Source organism: Vibrio sp. Y58_MX_L22 (genome assembly GCF_024181865.1).
In the GTDB taxonomy this organism is placed as follows: domain Bacteria; phylum Pseudomonadota; class Gammaproteobacteria; order Enterobacterales; family Vibrionaceae; genus Vibrio; species Vibrio alginolyticus.
In genome coordinates this window covers 20,468-44,214 of sequence record NZ_JAMZAN010000012.1, presented here as the reverse complement: position 1 = coordinate 44,214, position 23,747 = coordinate 20,468, and the positions used below count along the sequence as shown (strand labels likewise).

19 protein-coding genes are annotated in these 23,747 nt (G+C 45.0%); all 19 read right to left on the bottom strand.

Features of this window, described 5'->3' with window-relative positions:
• Positions 1 to 14: 14 nt before the first annotated feature.
• Positions 15 to 3,896, bottom strand: coding sequence for a YhdP family protein (locus NL626_RS20335; protein WP_253657685.1), 3,882 nt, complete (start codon positions 3,894 to 3,896; stop codon positions 15 to 17).
• Between the two features lie 12 nt (positions 3,897 to 3,908).
• The gene (rng, locus tag NL626_RS20330) at positions 3,909 to 5,378 is read right to left on the bottom strand and encodes a ribonuclease G (RefSeq protein WP_005381138.1); all 1,470 of its coding nucleotides are present in this window, start codon (positions 5,376 to 5,378) and stop codon (positions 3,909 to 3,911) included.
• Between the two features lie 18 nt (positions 5,379 to 5,396).
• Entirely contained in the window at positions 5,397 to 5,966 is a 570-nt protein-coding gene (locus tag NL626_RS20325; RefSeq protein ID WP_253657684.1) for a Maf family protein, read from the bottom strand.
• 4 nt (positions 5,967 to 5,970) lie between these two features.
• On the bottom strand, positions 5,971 to 6,459 hold the full coding sequence (mreD, locus tag NL626_RS20320) for a rod shape-determining protein MreD (protein WP_005381141.1): 489 nt from the start codon (positions 6,457 to 6,459) through the stop codon (positions 5,971 to 5,973).
• On the bottom strand, positions 6,449 to 7,345 hold the full coding sequence (gene mreC / locus NL626_RS20315; RefSeq protein ID WP_005381142.1) for a rod shape-determining protein MreC: 897 nt from the start codon (positions 7,343 to 7,345) through the stop codon (positions 6,449 to 6,451). The genes mreD and mreC overlap by 11 nt, the downstream gene beginning before the upstream one ends.
• Before the next feature lie 150 nt (positions 7,346 to 7,495).
• Complete coding sequence (locus tag NL626_RS20310; protein ID WP_005381144.1) at positions 7,496 to 8,539, bottom strand: rod shape-determining protein; 1,044 nt, start codon at positions 8,537 to 8,539, stop codon at positions 7,496 to 7,498.
• Between the two features lie 151 nt (positions 8,540 to 8,690).
• Positions 8,691 to 13,280 (bottom strand): DUF6701 domain-containing protein, encoded by a 4,590-nt coding sequence (locus NL626_RS20305; RefSeq protein WP_253657683.1) that lies wholly within the window; start codon positions 13,278 to 13,280, stop codon positions 8,691 to 8,693.
• Positions 13,277 to 13,717, bottom strand: a complete 441-nt coding sequence (locus tag NL626_RS20300) for an MSHA biogenesis protein MshP (protein WP_253657682.1) — start codon at positions 13,715 to 13,717, stop codon at positions 13,277 to 13,279. The genes NL626_RS20305 and NL626_RS20300 overlap by 4 nt, the downstream gene beginning before the upstream one ends.
• Positions 13,707 to 14,420, bottom strand: coding sequence for a PilW family protein (locus NL626_RS20295; RefSeq protein ID WP_253657681.1), 714 nt, complete (start codon positions 14,418 to 14,420; stop codon positions 13,707 to 13,709). Before NL626_RS20295 ends, NL626_RS20300 begins: the two co-directional genes overlap by 11 nt.
• Positions 14,420 to 15,001 (bottom strand): type II secretion system protein, encoded by a 582-nt coding sequence (locus tag NL626_RS20290; RefSeq protein WP_158159795.1) that lies wholly within the window; start codon positions 14,999 to 15,001, stop codon positions 14,420 to 14,422. Before NL626_RS20290 ends, NL626_RS20295 begins: the two co-directional genes overlap by 1 nt.
• A complete protein-coding gene (locus NL626_RS20285; protein WP_053350603.1) occupies positions 14,998 to 15,483 on the bottom strand; it encodes a type II secretion system protein in 486 nt (161 codons plus the stop codon). Before NL626_RS20285 ends, NL626_RS20290 begins: the two co-directional genes overlap by 4 nt.
• A gap of 115 nt (positions 15,484 to 15,598) precedes the next feature.
• Positions 15,599 to 15,832, bottom strand: coding sequence for a type II secretion system protein (locus tag NL626_RS20280; protein WP_047103652.1), 234 nt, complete (start codon positions 15,830 to 15,832; stop codon positions 15,599 to 15,601).
• Between the two features lie 72 nt (positions 15,833 to 15,904).
• Complete coding sequence (locus NL626_RS20275) at positions 15,905 to 16,405, bottom strand: type II secretion system protein (protein ID WP_053350602.1); 501 nt, start codon at positions 16,403 to 16,405, stop codon at positions 15,905 to 15,907.
• Positions 16,406 to 16,696: 291 nt separating this feature from the next.
• Entirely contained in the window at positions 16,697 to 17,158 is a 462-nt protein-coding gene (locus tag NL626_RS20270) for a hypothetical protein (protein WP_053350601.1), read from the bottom strand.
• A gap of 3 nt (positions 17,159 to 17,161) precedes the next feature.
• The gene (locus tag NL626_RS20265) at positions 17,162 to 18,385 is read right to left on the bottom strand and encodes a type II secretion system F family protein (RefSeq protein WP_005381186.1); all 1,224 of its coding nucleotides are present in this window, start codon (positions 18,383 to 18,385) and stop codon (positions 17,162 to 17,164) included.
• A gap of 8 nt (positions 18,386 to 18,393) precedes the next feature.
• A complete protein-coding gene (locus tag NL626_RS20260) occupies positions 18,394 to 20,118 on the bottom strand; it encodes a GspE/PulE family protein (protein WP_005381188.1) in 1,725 nt (574 codons plus the stop codon).
• Positions 20,115 to 21,209, bottom strand: coding sequence for a lipopolysaccharide assembly protein LapB (locus NL626_RS20255; RefSeq protein WP_195723068.1), 1,095 nt, complete (start codon positions 21,207 to 21,209; stop codon positions 20,115 to 20,117). Before NL626_RS20255 ends, NL626_RS20260 begins: the two co-directional genes overlap by 4 nt.
• Complete coding sequence (locus NL626_RS20250) at positions 21,206 to 22,051, bottom strand: ExeA family protein (protein WP_053303467.1); 846 nt, start codon at positions 22,049 to 22,051, stop codon at positions 21,206 to 21,208. Before NL626_RS20250 ends, NL626_RS20255 begins: the two co-directional genes overlap by 4 nt.
• 44 nt (positions 22,052 to 22,095) lie before the next feature.
• Positions 22,096 to 23,736 carry a pilus (MSHA type) biogenesis protein MshL gene (gene mshL / locus NL626_RS20245; RefSeq protein WP_005388471.1) on the bottom strand — a complete coding sequence of 547 codons (1,641 nt, stop codon included), beginning with the start codon at positions 23,734 to 23,736 and terminating at the stop codon, positions 22,096 to 22,098.
• Between the last annotated feature and the right edge of the window lie 11 nt (positions 23,737 to 23,747).

The following is a 23,747-nucleotide window of genomic DNA, read 5'->3' as shown; positions in this document are numbered from 1 at the left end:
TTATATTCGGTGAGTTATTTGGCCTGTTCACGCAGTTTTTCTGGCAGCTTGTATTCACCTTTACTTCGCGAAATTTCTTTCACCGTTGGTGAATCTAGTGGGCCTTTCACTTCATAATTGACTTGAGTGAAGACCTCAACCACCGGAGATATCACCGTAGAGATGGCCAAGACATACAAAGCAGTTTGAGGCGCAACGGCAAACGCGGTCAGCATTGGTAGGCCTGATGTGATGTCTGGTGTGAATTTCACTTCCGCATCAACCATTCTGCTGTTCATATTAGCGATGCCGCGGATTTGCATTTCCCCTGCTAACGCATCCATTACGATATCATTGGTGATAAACACACCGTCTTGGATTTTGCCCGTTCCCGTGATCGAGTTGAATGCCATGCCTTTATCGAATACGTCGGTAAAGTCGAGCTGCATCTTACGGATGATAGAATCCAAGCTAAACAAGCCTAACAAGCGTGCCGCACCACTAACTTCACTGATCACGCCTTTACCAAATTCCGTTGAGACGTTTCCTTGCAAGGTTTGTGTCTTCATTGACCAAGGTGCGCCGTCCCATTCCATATTGGCATTGATCTCAAATGGTGCTTGTTGAATGCCTGATGTAATACCAAAGCGCTCCATAAGATCGGTGTTGTTATCACCTTTCATTTTCATGGTTAAGTTGGAATGACTACTCTCTTTCGTCAGGTCCCACCAACCACTCATATCAATGCGGTTTTTGCCGCTACTAAAGGTGATATTTTTCCACTCCAAGCGGTTCTCGCGACGCTGCAAATCAACATTAACTTTGCCCACTTTGTAACCTTGCAGCCAAAAATCATCGATGTTCAAAGTTAAGTTTGGCATCTCTGCGTGAAACTTGCGGTCAAAATTGGTAATCAAAGGTGCGTTTTGATCTTCACTCGCAAAGATTGAACTGCGCTCTTTGGTCATCTCTTCAAACCCTGGGATGTACAGATGCAAGTGCTCTAGAGAGACCGATAGATCATAGGGTTTCAGATAGTTAGCTTTCCCTTTAACCTCTTGACTGTCCACATCGAGTTGCCAACTCAAATTTTTCTTGCTTGCTGAAAAATCCACATCATGAAACTCAATCCCACCGAGCTGTAAGTTTGGCGTTTCAACTTCAATGCGTGTCGGCAATGGAATGGTCGGCGTTTTCATGCTTGCCAAAACAGACGATGAAGGCTTGCTCTCAGAGACCTGCGCAAGCTCCGCCCATTGGTCTAAATTCAGTTCTTCGACACGCACCGAAGCATCGTGCCCGACAATAGGACTAATCCGGAAGCCACCTTTGCCAACCATTAAATGAGTCGCAGTCAGAACCGGGACATCGCCAGCGATATCTATCTCAGTTTGATACTTCACATTTGGGATCTGTAGTCGTGCTGAAATACTCTCTTGATTGCCAGATGCTTGCAGTTTCGCTTGTCCAGACTCGCCAATTTGTTTCGCTAAAGGATAAGGATATTGACTAGCCAGACGATTTAGCTGCGCCAGCACTTCAAGCTGATAAGTGAAACCAACATCATTGAGTTGCAAGTCAATGTCCATTTGCCACGGCGCATGGCCAGAAACAAGGTTTAACCAACGCTCACCGACATAGGGTTTGAGAGGCTCGACATCCCAATCTCCTAGTGTATTAATTGTCACGTTGTAGCCTTGCTCCGCACTCTCTCCATGGAAATCAAGAGAGATAGGCTGTTGTAATAATTCGGCCGACAAACCCGATGTGGTAACCACATCATTGTCGAAGGTGATACGCCCTGTGGCGTTTTCAAGCGTCATTGGCGGCGCTTCAATATCAACACGATTTTCTGTTAAATCGGCATAACCCCAAGCGCGAGACTCTTTCTCAAAATCAAACGGTATATTGAGTTGAAACTCAGAGTAAACGGGACCACTCACTTGCAGCGCTGTCAATGCGGCACCGACTGAATCCACTAATGGCGTCGCCATCATGTAGTCACGGACTTCATTACCCGGCGCGCTTGCTTTCGCTTCAATCTCGATGTGCCCACCTTCTGCCAACTCAGGGATTCGCCCAGTGATACGCTTGGCATGAACGCCATTTAGTGTGGCTGATTTTGAATCCAAATACATGGCATCATTTTCAAACAACAAGTCTAGCTGCAAATCCGTGATGGTTGGCCATGCAGTATCAAAGCTAAATTTCGCATCTTTTAATCCAACCCAAGCTTGGAACATGCCATTATGTTCTTTGTAAGGAAAATCACCTAACTCGCCATACCACAACAATTTTGCTGTGTTCACTTTACCGCCCTGAATCGCGGTCGAAAGATAGTCGGTCAAGTCTTGTCCAAGTGCCAGAGTCGGTAGATAGCGCCATGTTTCACCCGCGTTGTAGAGATCCGCTTCGGCATAAAACGATAAAAATGGGCTTTGTTCTTTTGGAAAATCAAGACGGAATGCCCCCAAGACTTGAAGATCAGGCGTTGCTGCCGTCACTTTATCCGCCCACAAACGCCAACCCGCATCATCTTGCTGCCAGATAATATCGACTTCACCTTGTTTGATATTCAGCGGAGCTTGGAATACATCGCCGTACGGAAAGACATCATCAATGACGGTGACTTTTGCTTTAGCTTGATTCACATCCCCCGATACGCTGCCCTGTACGTGATGAAACCCGGGTAGGAGCTCCCATTGTGTCATCGCGAGTTCATCCAGTTCAGCCGAGTAGCGTAAGGTGTCTAAACCACCGTTCATTGACAATCGGACATCTTCGACCCGACCTTTCGGTGCTAGTTTGTTAATAAGGTCACTGGTCGACTCTGACTCTGGAGCCAGCTTGATGAGCGGAATGAGTGCTTCGATGTCGAGCTGAGAGAGATTAAGCATCCAGCCGTTTGGTTGCCAATCAAACGCGACGTCTAGCTCTGGCCAAGGGGTATTATCGGTTCTGATCTGAAGTGAGTGGCCATTTACTTTCCAGCCTTGTTTATCTGGTCGAAGATTGAAAATTCCAGACTCAATAAACAGCTCATGATGTCCATCTTCATTCCACACCAACTCGGAAGGCAGCAATTCAACATAAGCATCATGCGGTTGGCTATGTTTGAGCGTTAGCCAAGTATTTAAGCTGACTTTACCCGACTCTGCTCCTGACTCTTCTTGCATGTAAGTGGTCAGCCAAGGTGTGACCGAGACATCTTGAGCACTCACGTAAAACTCACCAGATACATCGCGCAACGAGCCATGATCTTTAAAGTTAGCGCTTACTAACAATGAGTTCAGGCGAACATCGGCAATGCTAACCGTGCCTTCGGCTACGTGACGTTTCCCTTGATTGCTCCAACGAAGCTGCTCAATATCTAAACGGCGAGTTTCACCTGACACAGACTTATACCAAATCCGTGAATCGCTAATAGTGAAGTCTTCGAACTGACGTAAAAGAAGTGAGTCGAGTTGGTCAATGAGTTTCACTTCGCTCTTATCCACTTCAGGCTTCGGATCTTGACGATGAGAAGTCGGCAGAATGTCTACCGTGTGAATGTCTAAAGCGAGGTTATGAATGGTAAGGTCTGCAACTACAGGTTTAAGTTGAAAAAGAGATTGAATAAGGTCGAACTCAATTTGGACTTCTTCAACAGCGAAGCGTGCATCTTGCACGTTTGGTAGATTTGCCTCTAAACCCAGTAACGCAATTGAGGGATGATTATTGCGCCACGTCCCTGCGACATTGGCAATAGAAACGTCAAAACCTGTGCCTTGTTTGACCCAGGTTTTGATCTCATCTTGGAAATGGTTAAGTTGCGGCAGTGTGACGCGAAGCGTGGTTACTAATATGGCTAATAACACCAATACAGTAACTAAACTCCACGCACAAAAACGCCCAAAACGGTTAACACCAGAATTCACAAATGTTCCAAATTACATCATTACGACGTCAAACTGTTCCTGAATGTACAGGGGTTCAGCCTGAACTCGCACTTGCTTGCCAATAAATACTTCGAGCTCAGCCAACGCATGAGACTCATCGCCCAATAGCGCTTCAGCAACAAACGGCGATGCGTACACGACAAAATTATCGGCGTCGTAAGCACGGTTCACACGAGTAATCTCGCGTAATATCTCAAAGCATACAGTTTCGACCGTTTTCACGCTGCCACGGCCTTCACAAGTAGGACAGCCAGAACACAAGATATGTTCAATACTTTCTCGTGTGCGCTTACGTGTCATTTCAACTAAGCCAAGCTGGGTAAAGCCGTTGATGTTGGTTTTTACTCGGTCTTTCGCCAGCGCCGTTTCCAGTGAGGTAAGTACTCGCTGACGATGCTCTTCGGATGCCATATCGATAAAATCAATAATGATGATACCGCCGAGGTTACGTAAACGTAGCTGACGCGCAATAGCTTGCGTTGCCTCTATATTGGTATTGAAGATAGTCTCTTCGAGATTACGACGACCAACAAATGCACCCGTGTTGATGTCGATGGTGGTCATGGCTTCGGTTTGATCGATGATCAAATAGCCGCCCGATTTTAGCTCGACCTTGCGCTCTAAAGAACGCTGAATTTCGTTTTCGGTGTCGTACATGTCAAAGATTGGCTTGTCACCTTCGTAAAGCTCAAGCTTATCTGTTAACTCCGGTACATACTCAGAAGTGAATTCTTTCAGGTTTTCATATTCAAGGCGGGAGTCGACCATGATCTTATCGAGCTCTGTGCCAACAAAGTCACGCAGAATGCGTTGAGCTAAGCCGAGTTCACCGTAAAGTGTTGAACGCGTTTTGTATTTTGAGCGACGCTCCATGACTTTTAACCACAAACGCTTTAAAAATGCCGCATCTTGAGAGAGCTCTTTTTCATCAGCGCCTTCTGCCGCGGTACGAATGATAAAACCACCGTGCTCATCGCAGTAATGGTTCACCACCTTTTTCAAACGCTCGCGCTCTTTTTCACTTTCAATACGCTGCGAAACACCGACATGGCTGGCCCCCGGCATAAAAACAAGATAACGCGAAGGTAAGGTGATATCCGTCGTTAAACGCGCACCTTTCGTGCCGAGCGGATCTTTGACCACTTGCACAACAATGTCTTGTCCCTGGCGTACCAGTTCAGAGATATCACGGACTTGAAACTGCTGTTTTTCGTTTTCTGCCACACATTCGGTATGAGGAACAATATCTGACGCATGTAAAAACGCCGCTTTATCTAAACCAATGTCGACGAAAGCCGCCTGCATACCTGGTAACACTCGGCTTACTTTGCCTTTGTATATATTGCCCACAATACCGCGACGCGATTCGCGCTCGATATGTATTTCTTGTAGTACTCCACCTTCAATCATGGCCACACGAGTTTCACTCGGGGTCACGTTAAGCAGCAATTCTGCACTCATGTGCACACCTCAAAACAATTATAAAAATTCTTGAATTAGCTGATCGGTTTCGAACAAAGGTAAGCCTACTACAGCGTGATAACTGCCTTCGATTCGGATGACAAATCGCCCTCCGAGTCCCTGAATACCATAACTTCCAGCTTTATCGCATGGCTCTCCTGACTGCCAATATTGTTCGATTTCTTCGTGAGTCAGTGGTTTGAACCACACGTCAGTGGTAACGACCACTGAATGTTGTTGTTCCGATGATACAACGCTCACCGCAGTCATCACTTGATGACGACGACCGGATAAGTCAGTAAGCATACGCTTTGAATCTTCAAAACTTTTTGGTTTTTCTAGCACACGGTCATCGCATACTACGACCGTATCAGAGCCCAATACAACGGAATCAGGCTTAGCCAACGCTAAGCCTGCCTGAGCTTTTTCCAAAGAAAGACGCAACACGTAATCTCGTGCTTGCTCATGAGCCTGTTTGGCTTCCTCAATATCAGGCAATACGATCTCAAAATCATAACCCAGTTGAGCAAGCAGCTCTTTTCTTCTCGGAGAACCCGATGCGAGAACGAGAGATAAGCTTTTCTTCACCGCTTTACCTTACGTGCCATGCACGACGAACTCGTCGCATTAATAAAAACATCCATGGCCAAAGTATACAGTTTATTGCCGCCGTCCACAGAGATAATGGATTAAATACTACGTCCTGGTTCAAATATTCCCCACAGAATATCAAAACTTCCAATAACGCAGTAAAAAAGGCAATTAAAATCGACTGTTGCCACAATGCCATGTTGCGAATCAACAGGAAATTCAGCGCCACAAGGTAGATAACGATCGACATCATCATGCCACGAATTCCAAGCGTTGAGCCGATCAAGATATCCCACAATAAGCCCAACACTAGCGCAGTTCCGACGTTCACTCGGTGCGGTAGTGCCAACACCCAATAACACGTGACAAGGAACAACCATGACGGACGTAACACATCTAACACACCTGGCCATGGAATGGTTTGCAGTACCAGCGCAACGAAGAAACTGACGCCAATCACCATTCGGCTACTCAATACATTATTGGCCATCGGTTACCTCTTGTTCTTGCTCTAACCCTTCATCTACATTGGACCGCAGTACTTTGTGTTGACGGTCTTCATTCGGCCAAATCAGCAGTAGGTAGCGTAAGCGATCAAATTCCACAACCGGCTCAGCCTTGATTGAGGCGAACTCTTGACGCGTATCGTGATCCACATTGGTAACCGTCGCGACTGGATATCCTTCAGGGTAAATACCACCTAAACCGGATGTCACCAATAAATCACCAACCTGAATATCTGTGCTGGTTGGAATGTGCTCCAGTTGGATTTCATCCATTTCACCATTGCCCGATGCGATCACTCGGATATCATTGCGGATCACCTGGACAGGAATTGCATTTTTCGCGTCCGTTAGCAGCAGAACACGTGCGTTGTGCGCTGCGACAAACGTGACCTGACCAACGATGCCTTTCTCATTGATAACAGGCTGACCAACGTAAACACCATCAATACGGCCTTTATCGATCACCACTTGATGACGATAAGGTGAAGTATCAACCGCCATTACTTCTGTCACGACTTTCTTTTCATCACGGACAAATGAAGATCCTAACAACTTACGTAAGCGTTGGTTTTCTTCTTTATACTGGTCGAGCAAGATAAGCTCGCTTTTCAGGCGTAGCACTTCTCGCTTTAAGCTGCGATTGCCTTCAACCAATGCCTGATGAGAATTAAAACGTTCAAATACGCCATCGAACATACTACGAGGTAAATTCGCTGCGTACTGAATCGGTGCAACCATACTGTTTAGTAGGTATCGAACGTTGGAAAACGTATCTAGACGACTATCGGCCAGCATTAAGCTCGCCGACACGATGACAGCAAAAAACAGACGTAATTGCAGAGACGGACCTCTGCCGAAAATCGGTTTCATCTTGTTTTTGACCTGATTGCTTCCATGATTATTGAGCCTTACTTGGCAACCTAAAAATACTTAACTAAATACTTTTAGGTATGGAGCATGTTTGAATTACAGAGAGAGCAGAAATGAAGGTGAAGCCCGACATGAGCTTCACCTAAACCTTTATTCTTCAGAGAACAGATCGCCACCGTGCATGTCGATCATTTCTAGTGCTTTACCGCCACCACGCGCAACACACGTTAGTGGATCTTCCGCGATAACCACAGGAATACCAGTTTCTTCCATTAGTAGACGGTCTAGGTCTTTAAGTAGTGCACCACCACCGGTTAGTACCATACCGTTTTCAGAAATGTCTGAAGCAAGCTCTGGTGGACACTGTTCTAGTGCAACCATGACTGCTGATACGATGCCAGATAGCGGCTCTTGAAGCGCTTCTAGGATCTCGTTTGAGTTCAAGCTAAAGCTGCGTGGCACACCCTCTGCAAGGTTACGACCGCGAACTTCAATCTCTTGAACTTCATCACCAGGGTAAGCAGAACCGATTTCGTGTTTGATCTTTTCAGCCGTTGCTTCACCAATCAAGCTGCCGTAGTTACGACGTACGTAGTTGATCACAGCTTCATCAAAGCGGTCACCACCGATACGTACAGACGATGAGTAAACCACACCGTTTAGAGAGATAACGGCAACTTCAGTTGTACCACCACCGATATCGACCACCATTGAACCTGTCGGCTCAGATACGCGTAAACCAGCACCAATTGCCGCCGCCATTGGCTCGTCGATTAGGTAAACTTCACGCGCACCAGCACCAAGTGCTGATTCACGAATTGCGCGACGCTCAACTTGGGTAGAACCACAAGGAACACAAACAAGAACACGTGGGCTTGGCTTTAGGATGCTGTTATCGTGCACTTGCTTGATAAAGTGCTGAAGCATTTTTTCGGTTACGTAGAAGTCAGCGATTACGCCGTCTTTCATTGGGCGAATAGCGGAAATGTTGCCAGGTGTACGACCAAGCATCTGTTTTGCTGCGTGACCGACTGCAGCAACGCTTTTTGCAGAACCTACACGATCTTGACGAATAGCAACTACAGAAGGTTCATCAAGGACAATTCCTTGCCCTTTTACGTAAATTAGAGTGTTGGCTGTACCTAAATCGATAGATAGATCGTTAGAAAACATGCCACGAAGTTTCTTAAACATACTCTTCGCTCATCCTGCAAAAATATAGAAGACAAAAATTGCTCTAAATGTACCAATGCCTCGCTGTCACAGCAAGGTATTGGTACACAAACATGAGCAGAAAGCCTCAATTTCTTGCAGTTTCCTAACTTAAGGGCAAAAACCTAAGTTGTTACTGTCCGGTTAACCCTGGCTCACCACGGTAAATCACGCGATCGTTACCTCGATGAATACCAAAGGTGACGACGGAGGATGGGTTTTCTTCGGAGCCATCATTGTCCCAATCATATTTGAGCCATGGTAAACCATTTTCAGAGTCATCAAGATCTAACCAAACGCGCGTTTGCTGACGGTATGGTTCAGCTTGAGTTGCAGTAACAGATCGAGAAGAACCAGAAGACACTTCACCACCAGCTCCTAGTGTAACCGCTTTAGGATCAGCATCAGTACCTGTTGGCCAAATATGCCTTTCAGCGGCAGTGACACCTTTCACATCGGTTTGATTGTCATTAGGGTTGGCGATAAAGCGGCTACCATTCCAGTATTCGATTCTTAGAGGAATATGTAAGGTCGCACCCTGATTTCCACCAACATCATCTAGGCCTACACGACCAAAGCGGATATCAGGTTGCATAGAAAGAACTGGATTACCATACACCGATATAGGATCTGGCTCTGTTGCCACGCCAACCTTTATATCTGTCGCTTTTATGGTGTTGCCATTAAGATTAAAAGGTCCATCTTCGTAACCTGCGGCAGGAGTCTTTTTCATCCAACACAATCCTTCTGCCGAATTGCACTCTCCACTTAATGGGGGAGTCAGTGTGAAGCGTTGAATACTTCCCAATGCGTCTACCCAAGAAGGTGTTAAATTCCCCTGAGCATTAAACCGATTCAATGAATCACTCAACTCAAAAGATGCTACATGTTCTTTGTTGAAGTATTTATAATTTTCTACTGATTTTGGAAAATCCCCACCAGTCAATACCTCTACTTCATACCACATAGAATCGAAGTTTTGATTCATATAGTTAAAGCTTTGACTTCCAGCATAGTCCCAATTTTGCCCGCGCAACGTGTAGAACTTAGGATAGAAACGACCAAGTGTAATGGTCGCGGGCTGAATCAAGAATGAACTCTTACCAAGGTAGAGAGACGTATTTTCAACATCGCCTTTGGGCGCACTTATTGAAAATTCAAACGCACCTACCTCTGACACAGTTTGAGGAAATAACGTTTTAGCATCATCAGAAGCAATATGTTTATATGTGTCTGTGAGAAGCTCTGCTTTTTTTCCGCCAGCACTTATAGCGGGATACACAACTTCATTTGACACAACCATTTGTTCTTCTTCGTAGTTTTTAGCTGGTATATGACCTTTACCATCTTCACTATACTGCAAAGCAGTGATGCTCATAGTAAATTCCTCACCAGCTGAAACAAACCGACTATCACACCCAGAGTTAATACTGCTACACCGCCCACCTGCAGTTACTTGGAGGCGATGTGGATAACTCACAAATTTGCCAACACCCTCGGAATCTTGAATCCCCTCAACAGAAGCAATAAACGAAACTTGACCTACTTCAGGATAAGTAAACTTAAACTTAGCTTGCCCATTATCATTAAAGTATACATCCTTAAGGTAAGTACTCCCTTTCTCTGAAATAGTTTTGTCCGAGCTCCAAACCGGCGCAGTATCCCCCTCTCTCTTCATATAGTTTAACGTAACATCTGGCTGCACTATCGGAGCTACGGTATGCTTCATGCTCATATTAATATTACGTGTAGTATCGGTTGTTGAACTAGATGAGCAAAATTCAAAAAAGTTGCTATCTGAAGACTCCTTGTTAGCGATGACATCTTCAGCAACGATAGATAACGTATTGCGACGGAATTTAATCTTACAGTATTTGGCCGAAAGCTCACCACCATTAATTCGACAACGTGTATCCTCAAAACCGAACTGTGGAACCGAGCTGTGTGCAATACCCATAGTAACTTCACCCGCTCTAGAGCCTCGAATCTGAAGATTAGTAGACCCCTTAAAGCTAATTGGTGAACTTTGTTCCCAATTAGCAACATGATGCCCCGCACTGGGGGAAAGAGTTACGTGCAAATCTTCGGCATCGGTTATTGAGCCAGGATAAAGCGTATTACAGTCTTTATCCATACATGCCCTCAGAGTGACATCAGACGGCTGACATGTACTGCCAGAGCCGGAGTAATCAAACTCAAAATGATGGATACCTTCTGTAAGTGGCTGGAATTCGTCGGCACATATTTGGAAGTTATCAATTTCATGCACATTTTTTACCAAGCCAGTAGAACCCGCTACAGACACTCGAAATTCACTTGGAGCAGTCGATTGAGCAAAACCTTGCATGATATTGAAAGAATCAATAATGTCCTCCCAATCTAGGTTATAGCTTTTTAGTTTCCCTCTATCATCAACATCAACTTTGAGGTTACCTTGGTAGCTGGCTCTTTTGATAGAGACATAAACCCCGGCGTCTCGACCATCGATAGCCCGTGAATCAATAGTCATCCGATAACGGTGAATCTCGTCCTTTGACTCATCATCAAGCTTGCCAACGTTACTGTTCTTTTTAATAAAGCGATATCCACCGAACCATCCTTCAGGGAACGTACCTATACGATGGTTGTTCGTGTCAATATATTCACCAGGACCTTTTTTCTCACCCGATCCTCGTATTGTTATTGAATGATCATTCTGTCCAGGGCTACTATCAAGCGGATTTTTATCTTGATAATAACTGCCTTCATTAGAGAAGTTACCATACTCATCAATACCAAAAGCGATCCAACCTCCAGCAAACCCTTCGATGCCTCCGCCGTCAGGTTTCACGCCATAACCTAACGGCCCACCAAATGCACCAGTAGATGGTGGAACACTTGCATCCGAAAACACAATCGCTACCCCATCTGCACCAGTGTTGTTACGGTTACCATCGTACGCAAAATGGTCAAATTCAACTTCAATAATGTTGTTGCTTGATGGAAATATATAGTTGTATGCGCCAACTGCAGCTTGGCCCTGCACATTGTTGGTTATTCTCAAACGATTCTTGTGAATAAATGGTTTAGGCTCTGCACCACCCTGTCCATTATAATCACCGCTAAAGTAACCCATAGTTGCCCACTTTTGCTCAAGGTCAGATTCTTGAGCAAAGGCCTCAACATCAATACATTTTTTTGGATCAGGTAAAGTTGGTTCAGGCTCTGGCGGCGTAATGCCACAGTAATCATAAAAATCTCTATATTCTGAACTACTCACTAAATCAACAGGACATTTACCCTTCGATTGCTGTGCACTACATTTTGGATCGCTTAACCCACAATACGCAACGAGGTTTCCATCATAGGAATACGATGAATTCGCAGTACCGCAAAGGGTAGTATTATTAGAGAACTCAATGTACCTATTGCTTGGAAACTCTAAAGCCTTACTGTCCGCTAGGATTTTTGCTGCAGACAAAGCCATTCCTGCATTAAGAACACCTGCCGTGCCAAACACTGTTGAGTTCGTCACGCTCAGGTACTTTTTAGTGTTTACATCATCACCGATATAGGCGTTACTGATATTTGCCCCATTATTTTCACTTGATGCTGTACCACACACATAAGAATTACTAACTACCTCTAGATACCCCTTAACCTCAACATCACTTTTCACTCTTGAGCTATTGATCCGACCGCCATCGTTAGAACTGACGACTTCACCATCAACAAGGGAGTTTTGAACATCCACATAGCCTTTAGCTAAAACATCACCATCTATCTGACTACTTTCAACTAAAATGCCCTGATTGCTGCCTTGAGTATTATCTACATTGCCGCTCACGGAAGAATGGCTTACTTTGATATACCCTTTGCTTATAATACTGCCTGAAACATCTGAACCTTGCTGGATGACTACAGCGGGACTGCTATTACTATTTGTACTTACATAGCTGGCAACTTTAGTGTTAGTCAGTTCAATATAACCATCCGATGAGATTTGCTGGCTTACCTGATAATGATTAACCGTGACGGCCCCCTTAGCCGTAATATGACCACTCACAGACTTTGCGCTGGCACTGCCAGACGCATCAATATCTACCCCACCATTAGAGCTTGTGATACTGCCGTTAACCGAGCTATTGAAAGCTTCAATTTCTTGCTTCGCGATGAGATATGAGCCAACAAATGCATTATTAATACGAATACCACTATGACTGCTGTCAAGGTATCCATGGATAGCACCGTTTGAAACATCTACATAGTTTTTAGCGATAACATTTTGGCCGACATCGACATTGGTCAGCTTGACACCATCTTTGGTACTTCTTACCGTCCCTAGCACAGTCGAGTTAGATAGCTCTATATAGTTACCATTATCAATATGGCCATTAAGAGTCAGGTTAGAGGCAGCAAATGAATTTCCGTTGAGATCCAACGATAAAGAGTTGCTCGGGCTACCGATGGTATTATAACCGCCAAAACTCACGTATTTTTTTATACGCAGCCAACTGGTTTGGTTATTGGTTAAGATTTTATCGCCGGGATCAAGCGATAATCCCTTTGAGCAAGTGTAAATGGTTAAACTGTAGTTGTAACTGCCCTTCCCTGGACAAGGGCTATTTTTAGCATATATCTTTCCTTTCCAGCTATACCAAGGCGTGAGATCGAAAACAGTAGCAAAAGCATTTCCAGAAAAAAACAGCAATCCAGAAATTATAATTAGTATTCTTGTATTCATTTGTACTCCTTTACCCAAACCTCTTGCTGACGCTGTACCTGTATAACCCCAGAACCACACGTTGCCGTGGCCTGCACCTTAAAAAGAGATTCAGCGTCAGGGGTACCCTCATTGAAAGTACCTATATTTGTACATGCCATCGCATTAACCTTGCACCCACTTCCCACAGCTACCAGCGGAACGGCACCGCTGACCTCCCCACTACATACGGTCGCGATATCTGTTGTACTGGCATTTAACGGATACATCTTGGTCAATGCCCACTCATTTGCAGACTGAGCAACAAACCAAGCTTTTGTTCCCAAAAACTCTCTTGTTAATCCGCTTTGATTCGACCATGTCACTTTCATTAAAGAGGAAGCCAAATATCCCATTACAATAATGACGAATAACACGATGATTAGTACATTTCCGCTGGAGTTTCTTCTATGGGACATTGAGCACCTGCACATCTTGTTGATACACACTACGTTCACCATCCTGCTCAAACTCTAGATTTATATGAACTAAACCACCTCGTTGCAGAGTAGGCTCTAGATAACGCATACTACTTACGGACGTATCGACACTATCCGCAACCGTAATACCATTTCGCGTAACTTGCTTGGTATCAAAACAGTAGCGAACCTCCGACTTCTCTTGATAAATATAAAGACGGCTAGAAACAGAGGATCCCGTAATCGTACTTGCCCCCCCACTAACAACAAAAACCTTACCTGTTTTAGCTAAACCACCAATGGCTATATTTCGCGAAGAAGTTGATTGTAAATCTTCATATCGGCTCGGGTTTATCACAATCCTGCGATTCGCAGGAATAGGATTAAGCGTTGAGTCATTACCTAGCAAAAACTCTAAGTCATTATTCTTAAAAGTGTAAAAACCAGAATATTCAATCGGCATAAACTCTAGACAATTAGTTGTTCCTTTTGGCACATGAAAACTATTAGGTACAGCATGGCGGATTTCACGCGTCATCTTTTCTAAAACAAACTGAGCCTGTGTTTGTATTCGTTGGCGATCGATAGTATCAGCGTAACCTTTCATTCCTAACTGGACATACCCAGCTATCCCCAACATGATGAAGCTGCCGACCACAATCGTAACTATCATTTCCATTAAGGTGAAACCACGATCTTTCATCAGTAGTTCCCCTTAATAGCTGTTAAAGTAAGGGGCTGCGTGTTCCCCGCAAAAATCCTTAATGTTACTTTTTTGTATTCGGTTATTTCATCGGGAGCTTTATCCGTCAGATCATCATATGCAACACTAACTTCTAATCTAAAGTTTTTGTACTGCTCAGTACTGTCCGCACCAAGTACATCACTGATATTCCCTCTAGAGGCACCATCACACTGAGAAGCTGTTGTAGATGTGCTCCAACACCCGATATAGTCATCTACATCGTTGAAATCACTAGGCGTTGTTTCCAAGGAACCGTCTAGTTTTTTATCCACACCTAATTTATTTACGTCAGTGCAGCTCACTCCATTCTCACCACATCGAACAGTACCACCATCAAAATCGCTGTTTTCATCGAAGCCTCGCGCCAATATCTGTGACATAAAACCTTGGCCTAATGCGGCAGCGCGGGTTTGATAATGAGGGATGGCGGAATCTCGAATTTGAGGGACAAGAAAAGAAGTAAACGCCACCATCGCAATGCCCATTAAAACAATCGCGATGATCATTTCTATCAAAGTCATGCCACTAGATTTCTTCATGAGCATGTACCTTTTGAAACATAACCTTGAGTATTAACTTCAACTTGGCAGCGGCTTCGACCATGTTTATCTTCAATTAAGATGTTTACAGCACCACTTACAGGATTGCCGAGAAGGTTAAAATTAATTGTATTTGCGGCACCGCTGATAACGGAAAACTTTGCGGACTTATCGATAACCACGTCACTACGAGCATCTTGTGCACTGCCTGTTAGTGTGCAGGCAGCAACTGAACCAATGCATGAGCTAGAAACTTGCAAACGAAAATCATCACCTAAATTTGCTTCATCAATGTTCGATTGCATGCGATTCACCTGCACTTGGCGAATCACAGAAATCACGCGTTCTTGTAATGCATATGCAGAAAAACTGCCAGAGCCCATAAAACGGCTGGCTGCAAAAAGTGAAAGGATAGAGAGGAGAACAATCACGAGGATTAACTCCATTAACGTGAACCCTAATGCAGAGCTGCGAATTTTCATAACCCAACCTTAGGCTTAGAACAAGCGAGATAAGTATACGATGAAATTATGAGATTAATGATAGGTTTATAATTTTTCGATTCGAAGTGTGAACAGACGAACAAATAACCAATGTCTAGTTATTTTGCCCTTTTGAACGACCAATCTCTTCTTCAATTCGATCGTAAGTTTCTTTATTGCTCAATGTTTCAGAAACCTGCTCGGCGGTTTGCTTAGTTTGCTCCCACTTTGCTTCGTAAGTTTCTGGTTCAAAGCTGATAAATCTTGGTAATACCACATAACCGATCACACCCAAGATAATTAGCACAACCACAAACTCTATTGCACTAAGACCTGATGATTTACGCATATGAACTATTCCGAGATTAATCAAAATAAAGAGATAAAGGCCAGCCAAAACGACTGACCCTTACAGAAAAACTTAGCACTTATCGCTAACAATTACAGTTTTGGCGGCTTTATCTGCTGTACTACCCGTTGCCTCTATATAAGCCACATAACAACCAGTTGTTTTTTCTTCATTATCTAACTCTGTTACATCTAACTTCCAGCCTTCAGTATCTCTACCTTCAAATGTAAATGCTGTACTAGCATTAGTAAGCGAAAACTCTTTCCAATCATCAGCTAAACCTGTTACAGCAACATCTAAACCTCCCTCTGTTGGGTAGCCATATGCTAGTGCAATACCTTCAACGCTTGCTTTGGCATTACCTTTTTCTAACCCTTCAACACCCTCAACCGCAGCTTTGCCATATGTGATACCCGCAGCACCATCAATGGCACCTTTCAAACCTTGTAATGAAGCTTTGCGAGCATCATCTTGCAGGTTAAGGAAACGTGGTGCTGCAGTGACCGCTAGAATACCTAGGATTACAATTACCACTACTAATTCGATAAGGGTGAAACCACCTTGTCTTTTCATTGTTTACTCTCTCTATGTAAGCATGCAGTACAACTGCAAAGTTTTGTTTAGGTCACGCGACCATTTTGGATATTGTCAAAACGGTTTGGGGCAGCAACGTTCACTAAAACTGACCGTGAAGTGGATACTGTATCTACCGCTTGAGCAGAATGACGATTCGCCATTATTCAGTTCATGCTGCAATGAGAAAAACACATTATTGTTTACCCACTATTACAGCCTGTTACTTATGGTAATGATTGCATTATACCGACTTTAATTACCAATTATAGTGATTAGGTGTCAAAAAATTCACTCTGCCGACATTTCGACGTCTATTTTCAGTTGATTAGCAGTTAAGATAACTACAATCGACTGACCATTTTCATAAGTGTAGTGACAGACATAACGATCAGTTTTGATGGCTCCACTGATATCTATTAACTTGTTGGTCATTATTTTACGTTGGGGGTAATGCACCGCTAGCCAATAACCACAATCTAATACACCTTGCTGAGTAAAAGGAGACACTAACCCGCCCTCAGTCATAGTAAGGTTTAAGCCATCCATCAGCATATGTTCTGGCTCGCCTTGTACTAGCCAAGCTTGACGATAACGCTGAACACTATCTTGCATCCAAACTCTCGCTAACTTCGCTCCAGTTACTTGTGCTTGCTCGGTGACAGGACGTAATTTGACCGCCAAACCCACCGCCATAATCGTAGCAATAACCCCAAACACAATAAGCGTTGCTCGGCTTTGATTTTCAACCACGCATTAGCCGCCTTTGATAATGTCGAGCATTCCCCACATTGGTAGGAAGATACCCAATGCCAGCACCATGACCATGCCTGCGACAATCACCAAAAGTAATGGTTCTATTCTTGCGGTCAGCGTTTTTAGATCGTAATCGACTTCTCGATCGTAAAAGTCCGACACCTCCAGCAACAACTCATCAATACGACCAGTTTCTTCACCTACTGCAATCATCTGAATCACCAATGGGGTGAATATTTTACTGTTGATGGCCGTCACTGAAATGGTGCTACCCGCTTCAATTGCGGACTTCATCTCAAGAATTCGGTTTTCTAAAAAACGGTTCCCTAATGCTTCCCCGGCCAAAGCCAAAGACTGGTTAAGTGGCACACCTGATTTCAGCATCAACGAAAAGGTTCTGGCAAAACGAGAAAGCTGCGCACGATTAACGATATCGCCTACAATTGGCAGCCGAAGGCGAAACTTATCAAACTTCTCCCGACCATCAGCCGTCGCCACCCACGCTCTGAACACCGTAAACGCGCCAATCATTGCCACAACCAGCAACACCCAATAATTAACAAAGAAATTAGAAGTCGCGATCAAAATACGCGTCGGCAATGGTAGCTCAACCCCAAAGCGCGTGAACATCGATGCAAACTCAGGGATCACCAAGATATTCAATACAAACATGGCGATGGTGATAAAGATAATGACAAACGTTGGATAACGCATCGCCGCTTTAATGCGTTTGCGAGTCTCAAGTTCCTGTTCGTAGTAATTCGCCAGTTGCAATAGCGCTTGGTCAAGCCGACCCGTATTCTCACCGACGTTGATCATAGAAACGAACAGTGGGCTGAATACTTTACTGTGTTGCTGCATCGCAGAAGACAAACCTCGACCATTACTCAGTTCAGAAACGACATCTTCTAGCGCCTCTTTGAGCTGTTTGTTTTCGCAATTTTGCAACAAGCCACGCATAGAGCGCAGCAAAGGTACGCCAGCTTTAGTCAAACTAAACAACTGGCGAGAGAAAAGAATAATTACTTCCAACGGAATAGCAGGCACAAACAGCTTAGACAAGCTCACTTGACTTTTTGCCGACTCTTTCTCTAAACGTACATTGAGCGGGATGACCCCTTTATTCATCAATGCTTCCGCCGCAGCTTCTGAGTTCACTGCTTCGATTTTGCCGTTAGTGGATGAGCCGTCTAGCGTGCGGCCTTGATAACGAAAAGTTGGCATTCACTTACCTATATGAAAATGGGATCAGTCTTACCAGAAGCATCACCCTCACCTAGGGTCATCACTTCATCCAAACTGACGGTGCCTTGTAGCGCCAGTTCCATTGCAGAAGCAAGCAGTGGCTTATAGTTTTCTGAGCGGCGCGCGGCTTGCGCAAAGCCAACCGCATCATTGGCGCGCAATTTATCCATCATCTCTTGTTCAAGTTCGAGCATTTCAAACACACCGATTCGGCCTCGATAACCAGTCAAGTTACAGTTTTGGCAACCTGCGCCTTTATAAAAAATGGTGCTAACTTGATTTGGGAAACGCCCAGCTAACCACTGCTGGCGAGACTCATCTAAGTGGTCTTCTGTTTTACAATCGGGGCAAACTCGGCGCACAAGACGCTGCGCCACCACAGCTCTGACTGCACTAGCAACCAAGTAACCCGGCGCACCCATGTCGATCATACGTAACGCACTGTCGACAGCATCGTTGGTGTGGAGAGTACTCAATACTAAGTGACCCGTTAGTGCAGCTCGCAGACCAATTTCTACCGTCTCTTGGTCACGCATCTCACCAACAAGAATGATGTCTGGGTCTTGACGTAAAAAGGTTCTAAGAACACGCGAGAAAGTTAGATCGATCTTGCTGTTAACCTGTACCTGAGTGATGCGAGGCAGACGATATTCAACCGGGTCCTCTGCTGTAATGATCTTTTTCCCAGGTTCGTTGAGCTCACTCAATGCGCCGTAAAGCGTGGTGGTTTTACCGGAACCTGTCGGCCCGGTAACCAAAATCATTCCGTGCGGACGCGCCAACTGTCGACGCAAGCGAGCAAGCAAGTCTGGCGGCAAGCCTGACTCTTCTAACGGACGCAAACCAGCGGACTGGTTAAGCAGACGCATTACCACAGATTCTCCGTACTGCGTTGGTAACGTCGACATACGAATATCAATTGATTGGCCACGAACTTTGATATTGAATCGGCCATCTTGTGGCAAGCGCTTTTCAGAAATATCTAGGTGTGCCATCAACTTCAGTCGAAGAACCAAAGCCGATGCAATATTCACTTCATTTAAGAGCGTTTCATGCAATACGCCATCAATACGCTGGCGCAAACGCAATACTTGATCGTCTGGCTCAATATGAATATCCGAAGCTCCAACCTGTACCGCATCTTCAAACATGGAATTAACCAGCTTTACAACGGTAACCTCTTCACTATCGGCTTCATCAATACCGTAATCAAAGCTTTGTACATCTTTATGCTCTTCATGCAGCTGCTCAGCAAAGGAGGCTATTTCTTTAGTACGGCGGTAATAGCGGTCAAAGCTTGAAATGAGCTGACGCTCTGAAGCCACAATGAACTCAAGGTTGTATTGGCCCAACAAGTTCATCAATGATTCTTGGATGAACAAGTCCGCAGGGTCGCTCATAGCAACGCGCAGGGTGTCCCCATTTCGAGCAACGACCATCGCACGTAAGCGACGAGCGTGTACCTCAGGTAAAATCTGCACGGCTTCGGCATCCACAGGTGCACGACCAAGATCGATCAGTGGCAAACCAAGCTGCTGAGACAAGAAGTCCAACATTTGCTTTTCAGTAATAAAGCCAAGGTCAATTAACGCATCCCCTAACTTCTGCCCGGTACTGCGTTGTGCGTTTAGTGCTTGCTGGATTTGTTCTTCAGAGACGATACCTTCCTCAACCAGAAGATCGCCCAAGCGTTTTCTCAACTGAATTTTCATTGTGCGCTCTCCAACTCTTTCAAGATGTTCAAACGGTCACGGATAAATGCTTGCGATTGATTCGAAATGCCAACTTTACCCAGAGCTTGGTTGTAAGAGTTAATCGCGGCAGTAAAAGCCAGGGCGCGCTCTTGTTGAATAGCCAAACCTAACCACCAGCGCGCGTTTTCCGGCTCACGCTGAGTGAGGAGTTGATAGCTCTCAAGCGCAATGTCATTTTGCTTGTGTTTTTGTGCCAATGCCGCACGCATCGCCAAGTAATCTCGACTTGGTACTGGAGGCAAATGAACAAGCGGGCTCAGCGCCGCTTCAGGTTGATTAGCTTTCACTAACAACTTAGACAAGGCCAAGCGGAGTACTTGGTTGTTCGTATCTAGGTTGATACCTTCTTGAATAATCTCATATGCTTTACGCGTGTCACCTTTACCAAAGTACAACGCTGATAACTTTTGACGCGTGTCTGCATTCATTGGCTCATAACGCAACGCCTCGGCATAAGCCGATAACGCCGTTTGCATATCGTTAGCATCCAGTGCTTTTTCCGCTCGGCTAACCGCTTTAAGAGATAATTGGCGGTGAGTAAGCTCAACCTGCTCAATACGCATTGAGCTGTTTTCTGATGTTGTGTGGGTTACGTGATCGTATTGCTCCTCGCTCGGCATCGTTGCTAACTGCGCGAGTAAAACTGCATCATCAGAGGCGATATTTATCTCAGATCTTGGCGTGAACCTATCAGTCTCTTGCATGTGAGGCTGTTGCGCTACCGGCTGTGTGGCTAGTTTGGTGTAAACCACTTGAGTTGTATCGGGCGTCATTTTACTCGTTGGCGAGTGAGTGCGCTCCGATGAAACAATTGGTGAGACATTCACAGACGACAGTGGCATAGCGTCGGTTTGAAACTGTGATAGCTCGCCTGAAGGGACAGGACCGCGAGAGACCGCCCAGCTACCAACCGCAAGGCTTAACGAAAAACCGGCGACAAGCCAAAGCCAAGGTTTACTGCGTGAGACACTTGGAATCTCCGCACGAGTAAGCTCTGACGGCGATGTTTTTTCAGCAAGTTCTGATAATGCTTTATTGATGGCACTCAAGGTTGACTCCATCCCCAAAATACGGGTGTTTTAAACTTAGGTTTACGGGCATCAAACGTATCGTGCATAGCGGCGTAAACGTGATGATTTTTCAATAGTGTGCAACGCTCATTAAATGCAGCAAGCAACGACTTGTGGCTAATTTGGTTTATCAAGCGCGGAATCCCCATGGATGAACGCCAAATCGCTTTTTTCTGTTCAATAGAAAAAATGTGCGCCCCATTGCCTGCTTTATCTAAACGATTATTGATGTAAGCCACGCCTTCATCGATAGAGAGAGGACGTAACTGGCAACTAAACGTAATGCGTTGACGAAATTGCCTTAGCTCATGGTTAGCCAATCTTTCATCCAACTCAGGTTGTCCGAATAACACCAATTGAATGAGCTTATCTTGTTCCGTTTCTAGATTGCCAAATAGACGTAATGTTTCTAAAGCTTGTGGGGAAAGAGCTTGCGCTTCATCAACGATCAAGACGGTTTTCTTTCCCAAGTAATGTACTTGAATCAAGTGCTCTTGAATGAGGGAAACGATACGCAGCGGATCATCGTTCTCGATACCCAACTCTCTGGCGACAGCAAACTGCAACTGTTCCCCATTCAACACTGGATTGGGTAAGTAAATAAGCTCAACTTCAGATTCAATCTGCTCGATCAGCTTACGGCATACCATGGTTTTTCCAGTGCCTACTTCTCCCGTCACCTTAATCACCCCTTCTCCCATTTGCACGGCAGCTAGGATGGTTTGGATCGCCTCATAGTGAGGGACTAACCCCAAGAACATTTCTGTATTTGGGGTTAACGAAAAAGGCTGAACTCGGAATCCAAAGTGTGACAAGTACATACTCGAATCACAAACCTATTGAAAAACAGAACCTTTCCCAGCGCTTATTGCGCATCTGGGAACCACTCTTGCAGCAGATCACGAGAGCGCTCTAGCTCTTTCTGCCAAGAGTTCACGCCAACTACGGTCGGTTTTAGCAAGATGACCAATTCTGTTTTCTCAGTTACGTTATTCACGTTGCGGAACAAATGCCCCAGTGCTGGTACATCGCCCAAAAATGGGACTTTAGAAACAAGCTCACGATTTTGCTGTTTCATCAACCCGCCGATAACCACAACATCGCCATCTTTAGCACGAATAACCGAGTCTGATTCACGAATAGAGCTTTTCGCTAATGGCAGTTGGATGTTTTGGAAATCTCCGCCCAAGTTCAATTGCTTCACTTCTTCCGTGACTTCAATAACTGCGGGGTGAACATGCAGGAACACATTGCCTTTGTTATCAATTTGCGGAGTCACATCGAGGGAAATACCCGAGAAGAATGGCGTCAGTTCCACTTCAGGAACCGCATTTGAGTTTTCACCGTTGCCTGCATTGCTCGATAGCTCTGTAACAAAGTACTCATCGGTACCGACCTTGATGACAGATTTTTGGTTGTTGGCAGCGGTAATACGAGGGCTCGAAAGGACGTTCAAGTCACCTTGCGTAGACATGAAGCTCAACACGGCATTGAAGTTACCATCCGAAATCGTCACGTTGGTTTGACCGCCCAATAGCGTGCCAATCGCATCCAATGGTGGTAATGTCGACGCAGGGCGGTTGACTACGATACTACCCGAGTTACCAATTGACGCCGATAAGTTTGACCAGTTGATGCCTTGTTGGTAGCCATCATTCAACGTCACTTCTAGGATTTTAGCTTCAAGAATGACCTGGCGCTGCATGCGCTCCTGCGATACACCTAAGAACTCGCGTACTTCGCGAATATCATCTGGAAATGCTCGAACCGTAATAACTCCCGCTTGTGGCGTTACAACCACACTTTGCCCTTTGCCTGAACCAATTAGATTCGCAACAGCTTGCTGCAGCATCGGCCAGAAGTCACTTTCAGTGATGGTTTCAATGCGTGTACCACCCGTAGATGTGGTCGAGCTATCGTTGTTGTTTCCATTGTTAGAGTCTGACGAGTCAGAACTGTCTGAGCTACCACCAGAATTAGACGTACCAGCCGAGGTTACAGAGCCCGTAACAATACTGGTTAATGAGCGACCAGAACGCTTGAACTGTAGATAATCGACTGGAATGGTCACAGTACGCATACCTGCTGGGTAGATTTGAATAACTTTGCCAGACTTCACCACGTCATAGCCATACATATTCTGTACGACATTCAGAACTTCATCCAATGTCACATCTGACAAGTTGACGGTGATATTACCTTGTACCGATGGGTGAATCGCCACACTGTACTCTGTGCCTTTAACCAACGAGGCGAAAAAGCTTCTTGCATCAACCGCATTCGCTTGAATACGAAAACGCTTCGAGGTGCCTTGCTCTGATGCAACGTTCGAGTCTAAATTTGGCATCAAGTCTGCCTCAACAGAAGAAGGGATTTCTTCCAATGTGCGGCTGTTCGCTTGATTGATTGATTCATTGAGCGCTTCTTTAACTTCCACTGGATTCCGATGACCCATTGAACATCCCATTAAAGAAGCAATCGTTATTCCTACAACTAATTTGCGCATATCTGATCGGG

What these genes read in the sequence shown, in the direction of transcription:
- rng (WP_005381138.1), bottom strand. Translation starts at nt 5,378, where the DNA reads ATGAGTGCAGAATTGCTGCTTAACGTGACCCCGAGTGAAACTCGTGTG.
- mreD (WP_005381141.1), bottom strand. Translation starts at nt 6,459, where the DNA reads ATGGCCAATAATGTATTGAGTAGCCGAATGGTGATTGGCGTCAGTTTC.
- mreC (WP_005381142.1), bottom strand. Translation starts at nt 7,345, where the DNA reads ATGAAACCGATTTTCGGCAGAGGTCCGTCTCTGCAATTACGTCTGTTT.
- NL626_RS20310 (WP_005381144.1), bottom strand. Translation starts at nt 8,539, where the DNA reads ATGTTTAAGAAACTTCGTGGCATGTTTTCTAACGATCTATCTATCGAT.
- NL626_RS20305 (WP_253657683.1), bottom strand. Translation starts at nt 13,280, where the DNA reads ATGAATACAAGAATACTAATTATAATTTCTGGATTGCTGTTTTTTTCT.
- NL626_RS20300 (WP_253657682.1), bottom strand. Translation starts at nt 13,717, where the DNA reads ATGTCCCATAGAAGAAACTCCAGCGGAAATGTACTAATCATCGTGTTA.
- NL626_RS20295 (WP_253657681.1), bottom strand. Translation starts at nt 14,420, where the DNA reads ATGAAAGATCGTGGTTTCACCTTAATGGAAATGATAGTTACGATTGTG.
- NL626_RS20290 (WP_158159795.1), bottom strand. Translation starts at nt 15,001, where the DNA reads ATGAAGAAATCTAGTGGCATGACTTTGATAGAAATGATCATCGCGATT.
- NL626_RS20285 (WP_053350603.1), bottom strand. Translation starts at nt 15,483, where the DNA reads ATGAAAATTCGCAGCTCTGCATTAGGGTTCACGTTAATGGAGTTAATC.
- NL626_RS20280 (WP_047103652.1), bottom strand. Translation starts at nt 15,832, where the DNA reads ATGCGTAAATCATCAGGTCTTAGTGCAATAGAGTTTGTGGTTGTGCTA.
- NL626_RS20275 (WP_053350602.1), bottom strand. Translation starts at nt 16,405, where the DNA reads ATGAAAAGACAAGGTGGTTTCACCCTTATCGAATTAGTAGTGGTAATT.
- NL626_RS20265 (WP_005381186.1), bottom strand. Translation starts at nt 18,385, where the DNA reads ATGCCAACTTTTCGTTATCAAGGCCGCACGCTAGACGGCTCATCCACT.
- NL626_RS20260 (WP_005381188.1), bottom strand. Translation starts at nt 20,118, where the DNA reads ATGAAAATTCAGTTGAGAAAACGCTTGGGCGATCTTCTGGTTGAGGAA.
- NL626_RS20250 (WP_053303467.1), bottom strand. Translation starts at nt 22,051, where the DNA reads ATGTACTTGTCACACTTTGGATTCCGAGTTCAGCCTTTTTCGTTAACC.
- mshL (WP_005388471.1), bottom strand. Translation starts at nt 23,736, where the DNA reads ATGCGCAAATTAGTTGTAGGAATAACGATTGCTTCTTTAATGGGATGT.